This window comes from Moorena sp. SIO4G3, from assembly GCF_010692305.1.
GTDB lineage: Bacteria > Cyanobacteriota > Cyanobacteriia > Cyanobacteriales > Coleofasciculaceae > Moorena > Moorena producens_A.
In genome coordinates this window covers 1-7,895 of record NZ_JAAHIG010000391.1, presented here as the reverse complement: position 1 = coordinate 7,895, position 7,895 = coordinate 1, and the positions used below count along the sequence as shown (strand labels likewise).

The following is a 7,895-nucleotide window of genomic DNA, read 5'->3' as shown; positions in this document are numbered from 1 at the left end:
TCAATTGATTAGTATAAGTTATATATCCTCCGAAAAATTCTCCCTTATATAACGATAAATCATCTAATGCCGGCCTGGTCCAATCCGACTGTGAAACCTCTTCTTGCCACACCCTTATAATCGTTGGGTATTGCTGGACTTTTCGCTTTAACCTGATTTCCATCTTCACTGTGGGGTTCCCGCCTTCGTCCCAATCAGAAACTACACAGGTGGAATTAGCGGGGATAGTTACCTCACAGAAGTTCTCTTCATACAGTGTGCATAATACATCGTCGGTTTGCGCCAGGGCTATTTCCCCTTGGCATAGCAGACAGAACGCCATCAGGAGAAACACACACAGGGTTTTTATGGCTTGGGTATAATATGGTTGACACAGCCGGAATAGTTTCATCTTTTTTTTCGTTTCTAGATGCCACGTTTATTATACTACGTTTTACCCCGCTTGATTTGTCTTACGGGTTGGGTTAGGGGTTGTGTTTGTGTTTAGTCCAATTCGTACTAAAATTAGTAGAATAACTTTGAGCGGGGTTATACAATCTGTTCAATTCATGGAATTCCTGATTTGAGCAACCTCTACTGGTGCCGGTTTAGTTTCTCTGTGCTCCTCCATTTCCCGGAAAGGTCACTATCCGTATGAAGACCTGGTGACTTTCTTTTTTCCCTTGGGCTTCAATGCCTACCCCCTCGCCATCGATGATTAATACTTACCGACCGTCCTGCCATACCGCATCGTGGGGACTTCAATTATGCCTTAGGAGGGGAGTACAATATTCCTTTTTCACCTCGCGCATACCAGAATCCACTCTTCGTCCTCCGCACTGTATTATGCTGTTTGATGTAATATATAAATTCCGGACTCCTTCTGGATGACACATTGCCTAAGTTGTGGGTTCTCCGTACACACATATAAAGTGGCCGGCTGCGATCTTGTAGTAGTATGGGCAAAAGGATTGCGATCATCAATGGGAGACATGACGCAACCAAACGAAATATTGTTACGTATGGTTGGTTTCTTCACGCCTACTGACGCCAGGTCACCGAACCGACCCTAATCCACATCATAATACCGTGAATTGGAAACCACACCACTGCTATTTGCCTCAGTAACACTTTTCACAATCAAATTTTCGTTGATCAGTTATTAAACACACTGCACAATAGCTATTCGAGTACGGGCTACCCTACGACATAATGGTACCTGCCTTGAATCCATAAGTACAACTGGTTATCAAGCTCGTTAATATGAATATGTAAAAAACCATGTTGGTATATAAAGGTATGGTCGTCTGTGTGCGGTTGGCTTTTGTGAACTGACCTGAACGCCGGTCAGATTGCCGCAAATATTGGGGGTTTCTCTAACTTATGAACTTTAGTCCAACTCGTCCTGAACCCGAACATCGGAATCGCACGTACCTGAGCCAGAAAATTGGAAAAAAAAACTGGATATGAAACCTGATTAACCACCAGAACGATATCCGGCCAGCCAATATAAGTAATGTGAAGGGCTGTACCGAGACTATGTCTTCATCCTCAATAGGTCGAGTTTGGGTTCAACGCGGGAGTTCAACCGATAGCCAACGTCTTTCTCATGTTTTTTTTTTTCAAGTTTGGGATTTGAACTCCTGAATCCGGTGAAACTACTGCGTGGATGCTGCCTTGTGTGAACACATATCTCGAACACCTTGTATATTGATGCCAGCCACTGAATTTTGTCTTGGGAAGAATAAACGATTTCTCCTCGTGATTGACCAAGCTGGTATGCTTAACAATAACGAATTTTGATAGACCATTGGGTCAGCATGTAATCTATTTTCCCGGCTTAAGCTCATGCAGTAGAACTACACTCGTTCAGTAGAATTGTTAATAAAGGATTTTAGTATATTGAGACGGTGGTGGTGCAGTAGTTATCTTTCGGGTAACCACTGGCTGTAAAGTCAGTGCAGCAATAGAAACCGGTCTTGAACCAGGCTGTGAATTGTTTTGAATTCTCTTGTTTGCTCTAGATCCAATAAGATTGCTGTACAGCGAGTTGCTTTCTTTTTGCTTCTAATTCACCCTTGTTGCTGCCGAGCTTCAGCCATGATGCGATTTAACATAGGCACGCCAATAGCCTCTTGGTGGCAAATTGCTATTCTGAGCATAGTTCAACACATCAACCCACCGACCCTGTTCTAGTCGCTGGTTTAATCTTATCAAACTTACGTTCAAAGGATACCCATTCATTGTGCCATTGGTCAATTTTGGTTTGGGCACCATTGAAAGCGGCACTACTAGGTAGAACGTCTTGTGCGATTGACCGTAGGTCACGCCAAAGGCGATGAGCCCAAAGGGCGTTGGCTAGCGATCGCATTTACCCCCATGATATTTCCTGCCTGATAGTTTTGTACTGCCTTTGCCAAAATTAGTGACCCATTATCACTTTAATGCCGATGTCTGGCAGGTCAGACGAAGGTGGCATGAGAAAAAACCGCAGATACAAGCGCAAATTCGTTCTGGACAGTATCAATTTCGGGAATTGCGTTTGATTCGAGGTGAGGAGCAGTCCTATGAATGGTGGTCGTCTTTGGATGCGTTGGTGTTGAAGGCGATGACCATAGTATTGACGGAACACTTGAAACCCGTCCTTTCCCCGCGATGTTTTCATAAAGCGGGGCATGGTGGATTGAAGGGCGCGGTGCGAGAGGTTGCTGAGAACGTATCGGATCATACCTTTGTCTTTCGCACGGATGTTAAGAGCTATTACGCCGGTGTTGCTGAATTAAGGAATTAATGCGCGATAATTTAGTTTTATTAAAGCCCCCTAAATCCCCCAATTCTGGGGGACTTTGATAGTTTGGTTCCCCCCAGAATTGGGGGGCTAGGGGGGCAAAACCATACACATAATCAGCAACACCATTACGCCTGCATCAATCATTCAATTTTGATGGAGATAGTGGGGAAATATGTAAGTGATGAAGCGGTTAAATGTTTGTTTTGGGGTTATTTACGTCGCTTTGTTTCCGATGGCGGTAACTATATCGATATTAGCAAGGGCATCTCCTTAGGATGCCCTATTTCTCCACTCATTGGAGCGTTATTTCTTAAGCCTTTGGATGACCGGATGGCTCAGCTTGGTTGTTAGTCTCTATATAAGATACATGGACGACTGGATAATTCTGGCTCCGACCCGCTGGAAGTTGCGCAAAGCCATCAAAGCCACTAACCAGGTGATGACTGAGTTAAAGGTGATCAAACATCCCGAAAAGACCTTTATCGGTCGCCTCGCCAGTGGCTTTGATTTTCTCGGTTATTGGTTTTCGACTGCGGGTTTAGGAATCGCTCGGAAGACCGTGGAACGGATGGTTGAAAATATGACTCGGCTTTATGAGCAGGGTGCGCCCGATGAGCGCATTGAGGCATATTTTCTACGCTGGTGGCGATGGGTGAAAGGTGGGATATCAGCGCCATGGCTGGGCGGATTTCTTTCTTGTGTAACCCTTCGGTTGATCGGAAAGAGTCAAATACCCTGTTCACGGTCCTCATGGGGGTCTGGGTGATCTCACTCACCGATGATTTCTCGCCCCTCTGTTTTTTCGGCCAATCCATTCAACTCCGGTTTTAACATTTGGCACTTGGAGGATAAGGTGGGTTGAGTCATGTGGGCTGTGGGCAGAATCGACACCATGTATCCCTTTCGGACACCCTTCCGCGTAGGGTTTGGGGGAATTCACTTTGTACGTAGGAGAAACTAAACCGGGGTTGGACATTTCATTGGGGCTTCTCGCGTACATTGGGAGATACCCGATCTAGTCCCATGGTGAAGGGGCGCTCCCCTACATTTTGGACATGCCAATACGCACAATCATTAGGGATTTCTAACGTCGACAACTCCATAGGGGGAATTTCATAAACATACTCAGTTATATTGCCTTTTTTCTTGTAATATAAGTTCACTAACGCTGGCTCCGATTCGTCATCGTTATTAATCCATACATAGAAATTCGCTCTACATTCTATACACTCGAACGCGTCATTCGGATACATTAAACCCACACACTCGGGGTTTTCCTGCATAAATAACCAATTCCCACAATCCCAACGAGTAGGGGAGCCATATGCCGCCATGGTCCACTGCTGTAATATGACCAACAGGACAATTATGAGCTTCACTAGTCCGGCGCTGTTTTGTGGGATTTTACGGTGTTTCATTTTCCTCACTTTCCGTTTTTGGCTGGGTTTGCTCCCTTCAATCTCGCTACATGTGTTCGATGATGACTCGGGTTTTGCCTCGAACCGTCCGTCACGCCGACCCCGGCAGCCACTTTCAAGGGAACAATTCTCCGATTAAGTATTATTTAACTATTAAGATGGATTAAATAGCATACCCGACCCAAAAACCTCAACCGGCAACCGACGCCACCATACTTTCAGCTGCTTGCATGTACGATTTGTTCGGTTTCTACTTGGGTACCTAGGCCAACCTTCTCATCGAACCTCGCTACCCTCCTCCTTTTTGGATAAATAGTATGGTCCAACCCCTCAGTACAGCCATCTGTTTCTTCCCTTGCCTCTACCTCTTTTTCGTTTTTTGTTTCTATTTCTCACTTAGAGAATAACACATTCCAATGTGTAATTGTACGGGGTCAGGCTGCCCTCTACAACAGTGGGTGGGTCCCGCACCGTATATCACGAATAAATCGGAAAACCCCCATCGGATGTTATAGTTGACTTGGCCTGAATTTTGGTACGGCTTTTCCTATGCATTCGGGGGCTTCCTTCAAGGGCGGTCTTATTTGAGGTTTCTCTCGTAGACACCTACAATATAACTCTCCTTTTTTTTTGCGGAATTAAACCTAGATTTATGACTAATTGGACCTTGATGTGGCCATATCCTTGAATCAATTTAAATATACATTGATTGACGACCATAATTGGATATAGACATAGGGTCCTTAGCCTCGGGATGGTCTACGCATCGAACTGCCGGGCATATAGAATAAACCATACCCCACCACCGGCACCGGGCCGAGAATGACCTCGGTCCTTTCACTTTATCTTAAATTCATAACGGTTCGGTCGATTTCCTGCTCTTACCGTTCCATTCCTTATGTTCAACATTAATGTTTTCGTGTGCTAAACTATAAAAATGTAGCGCACTAATTTACAATTCTCTACTCGCCTTATTCCATGGCTAGCCAGCCGATACTCCCTTACACCATTAACATCACAACTATTAAGTTTTCCCGGTTTATGAGCGGTTTTTTCAGGGTCTGTAACTTCGCCTCTGGTTGCTTTATTTTATCAAAAAAAACGGGATATAACTATCGTTTCCCTTTTTTTTGGTTTTTTGATACACTTCATATCATACACGTTGGCCGTTCGAATAAACCGATCTATTTTAGCCAATCCCTGCCTGATTTGGGATTTTTTTAATCTGCCCTTTATTTTTTTTACTTCCTAACCAAGGTATTATAATGTGCTACAAACAAATTAGGCGTTTCGTCCGAAATAGCACTATCGTTGAACCCACCTTTGTGTCTGTGTCTGGCACACAAAGGGGGACGCTCTGCTTTCGTAACCGTTCCTGGGGAGTTACCCATTTGGTAGTGGGAGAAGAGAAACTGCCTCAGACCAATACGCCCTATTATGAATATCCAGCACACAGCGACCACGATGTCTCCTATACATCACCTCCGTCAGCATCCGGGCTACAAACGCCCTCGATATTTTATGCAATAGCAGGCAATTCATCCACACATCGAACCAAATGGGGCAGCTCCTCAACCTCATCACAATTAAAGCACCGCTCGGTCATGCAAGCTAGCTGGGATTAAAACTCCGCCTCAATCCCCTCAAAATCACCTCCAATCCCCACCACTGGCATACCACAATATTAGTCGGGTTTGTGCTTGGTGGAGATGACTTTCAGGTCAAGTCCAAGCCCTATCCCATCTGCCACCCATTCCCCAAGCCAAGTCTTGCCGCCACCAGTCTCGCTATGAATCATCTGATGGCGGTGCTTTTCACAAATGCTGAGTTCATGCCAATCAAACCCGACCGACGCTGATTCTTCTGCTGACTAGATTTGTGGGTTCCCTAGGCCCACCACATACTCAATCAACCCATCGAGGGTCACCGGTTAACTAAAAACCTATTAACCTTCAACCTATTAACAAACCCTTCACCGAACGCCTTTGGCGAACAACCGGTTAACCTTCAACCAATTAACCTTCAACCAATTAACCTTGGCCTAAAGGCCACGCTACGCGAACAACCTGTTAACCTTTAACCAAATAACCTTTAACAAAACCATTAAGGTCTATAGATATAAGGAGACATTCCCTGTTGACGTAGTTGGTTAGCAAAAGCATTTGCCTTCGCTTCGTTTTTGAATGCTCCCATCTGAATTCGAGACCCTTGTGGGAATCGATTCAAAAAAGCACCAGGTACAATTTTTCTGGCTTTTGCTAAACCACTGAGACTTCCATCGTTGAGTATCACGTAATATTTGATTTTAGTATATTTAGACGATGGTGGTGCAGTAGTTTTCTGAGGGTTAACCACTGGCTGTTTAGGCAATGGTGCGGCAATAGAAACCGGTCGTGAAGCAGGCTGTGAATTGTTCTGAATTTCTTGCTTTGCTCTAGAGCCAATTTGATTCTGTACAGCGAGTTGCTTTCGTTTAGCTTCCACTTTAGCTTGTTGCTGCCGAGCTTCAGCCATGATTCGATTTAACATAGGCACGCCAATAGCCTCTTGGTGGCAAATTGCTGTTCTTAGCATAGTTCAACACATCAACCCACCGACCCTGTTCATAGGCTTGTTGAATCTTATCAAATTTGCATTCAAAGGATACCCATTCGTTATGCCATTGGTCAATTTTGGTTTGGGCACCATTGAAAGCTGCACTACTAGGGAGAACATCTTGTGCGATTGGCCTTTGGCCACGCCAAAGGCGATCGCAATTGCACCCAAGCTATTTCCTGTTGGTTTTGACGTGGTGACTAGGCTATTGGTTTTCGAGCGCGGGTTTAGGTATTGCTCGGAAGACCGTGGAACGGATGCGTGAAAATGTGGCTCGGCTTTATGAGCGAGGTGCGCCCAGTGAGCGCATTGAGGCATATTTTCAACGTTGGTGGCGATGGGTGAAAGGTGGGATAAAAGCGCAATTGCTGAGCGTCTTTCAATCATGTTTTACCCTTCGGTTGTTAGGAATGCACCCCCAGGTGAGTGGTGAACCTGGGGGTTTGGTGAGGTCACCTTCGATAACTCCTTCGAATATTAGTGTGTTGGGGTTTGACCTGAGGTGCGATGGCCTTGGCGATTTTTGGTTTTGTTCTGTTCTGCTGTTGGGTTTTTAGTATTGATGGCGCGACCAGACTTCCCTCGGGAACCACCTCCGGGACGTCCACGGTGGTGGTGTGGTGGTCCATAACCACTACCATCCAGCCCTTATATTCCAAGTCCTTCCTTACGAGTTTTTTCACCGCGCCGGTCCAATCTAATACCACGCTTTCACCACTACCTCTTCCTCTCCTAAATTACTAATGAAAATGTTCAACTCATATAATACTGATTGTGCCCTCTGGAAATCTTCTCCCTGGTTTAACTCAAGCAATTTTATATCCTTTACGTCCTTACCGTCCAGCCCATATAGATAGTACTCAACCAAAGCAGAACCGCTCGGGTTGGCATTGTTCTTTAAACGAACCAATGTATGTACCATGATCGCTGGGGGGGCGACATGAGAGCTAAAAAGTAGACTGTATAAGCTTCATAGCTCTCATACCTCGTAAATAATTATCGAGCTTATGACGACTTAAACGCATCAAAGCATAAACTAATTCCCAACATTTATCCATAAAATGAATCCATTTTTGAGCATACATTCCAATATAAAAACTGCTATGTCTTTT

The 7,895-nt window shown here is 44.9% G+C and carries 7 protein-coding genes and 1 pseudogene; 4 read left to right on the top strand and 4 right to left on the bottom strand.

Annotation, left to right across the window (positions count from 1 at the left end):
• Nucleotides 1-391 (bottom strand): hypothetical protein (locus F6J99_RS37595; RefSeq protein ID WP_293120942.1); only part of this gene is annotated, 391 nt, incomplete at its 3' end.
• A gap of 1,761 nt (nucleotides 392-2,152) precedes the next feature.
• Nucleotides 2,153-2,350 carry a hypothetical protein gene (locus F6J99_RS37590; RefSeq protein ID WP_293120940.1) on the bottom strand — a complete coding sequence of 66 codons (198 nt, stop codon included), beginning with the start codon at nucleotides 2,348-2,350 and terminating at the stop codon, nucleotides 2,153-2,155.
• Between the two features lie 42 nt (nucleotides 2,351-2,392).
• Here F6J99_RS37590 and F6J99_RS37585 point away from each other — a divergent pair, with 42 nt between their 5' ends.
• The 3 genes from F6J99_RS37585 to F6J99_RS37575 all read left to right on the top strand — a co-directional run bounded on the left by F6J99_RS37585 (nucleotide 2,393) and on the right by F6J99_RS37575 (nucleotide 3,536).
• The gene (locus tag F6J99_RS37585) at nucleotides 2,393-2,770 is read left to right on the top strand and encodes a hypothetical protein (RefSeq protein WP_293120938.1); all 378 of its coding nucleotides are present in this window, start codon (nucleotides 2,393-2,395) and stop codon (nucleotides 2,768-2,770) included.
• Nucleotides 2,771-2,932: 162 nt separating this feature from the next.
• Complete coding sequence (locus F6J99_RS37580; protein ID WP_293120936.1) at nucleotides 2,933-3,121, top strand: hypothetical protein; 189 nt, start codon at nucleotides 2,933-2,935, stop codon at nucleotides 3,119-3,121.
• A complete protein-coding gene (locus F6J99_RS37575) occupies nucleotides 3,093-3,536 on the top strand; it encodes a hypothetical protein (protein WP_293120934.1) in 444 nt (147 codons plus the stop codon). The genes F6J99_RS37580 and F6J99_RS37575 overlap by 29 nt, the downstream gene beginning before the upstream one ends.
• 2,755 nt (nucleotides 3,537-6,291) lie before the next feature.
• Here F6J99_RS37575 and F6J99_RS37570 read toward each other — a convergent pair.
• Nucleotides 6,292-6,762 (bottom strand): SPOR domain-containing protein, encoded by a 471-nt coding sequence (locus F6J99_RS37570; protein WP_293120932.1) that lies wholly within the window; start codon nucleotides 6,760-6,762, stop codon nucleotides 6,292-6,294.
• Nucleotides 6,763-6,844: 82 nt separating this feature from the next.
• Between F6J99_RS37570 and F6J99_RS37565 the strand changes: the two genes are divergently transcribed.
• The gene (locus F6J99_RS37565; RefSeq protein WP_293120930.1) at nucleotides 6,845-7,048 is read left to right on the top strand and encodes a hypothetical protein; all 204 of its coding nucleotides are present in this window, start codon (nucleotides 6,845-6,847) and stop codon (nucleotides 7,046-7,048) included.
• A 632-nt stretch (nucleotides 7,049-7,680) separates the two neighbouring features.
• On the opposite strand, the pseudogene F6J99_RS37560 reads toward F6J99_RS37565, so the two are convergent.
• Nucleotides 7,681-7,895 (bottom strand): annotated as a pseudogene (locus F6J99_RS37560) (hypothetical protein); the annotation flags it as partial.

Coding starts and splice junctions, on each gene's coding strand:
- F6J99_RS37590 (WP_293120940.1), bottom strand. CDS start 2,350: ATGCGATCGCTAGCCAACGCCCTTTGGGCTCATCGCCTTTGGCGTGAC.
- F6J99_RS37575 (WP_293120934.1), top strand. CDS start 3,093: ATGACCGGATGGCTCAGCTTGGTTGTTAGTCTCTATATAAGATACATG.
- F6J99_RS37570 (WP_293120932.1), bottom strand. CDS start 6,762: ATGCTAAGAACAGCAATTTGCCACCAAGAGGCTATTGGCGTGCCTATG.
- F6J99_RS37565 (WP_293120930.1), top strand. CDS start 6,845: ATGCCATTGGTCAATTTTGGTTTGGGCACCATTGAAAGCTGCACTACT.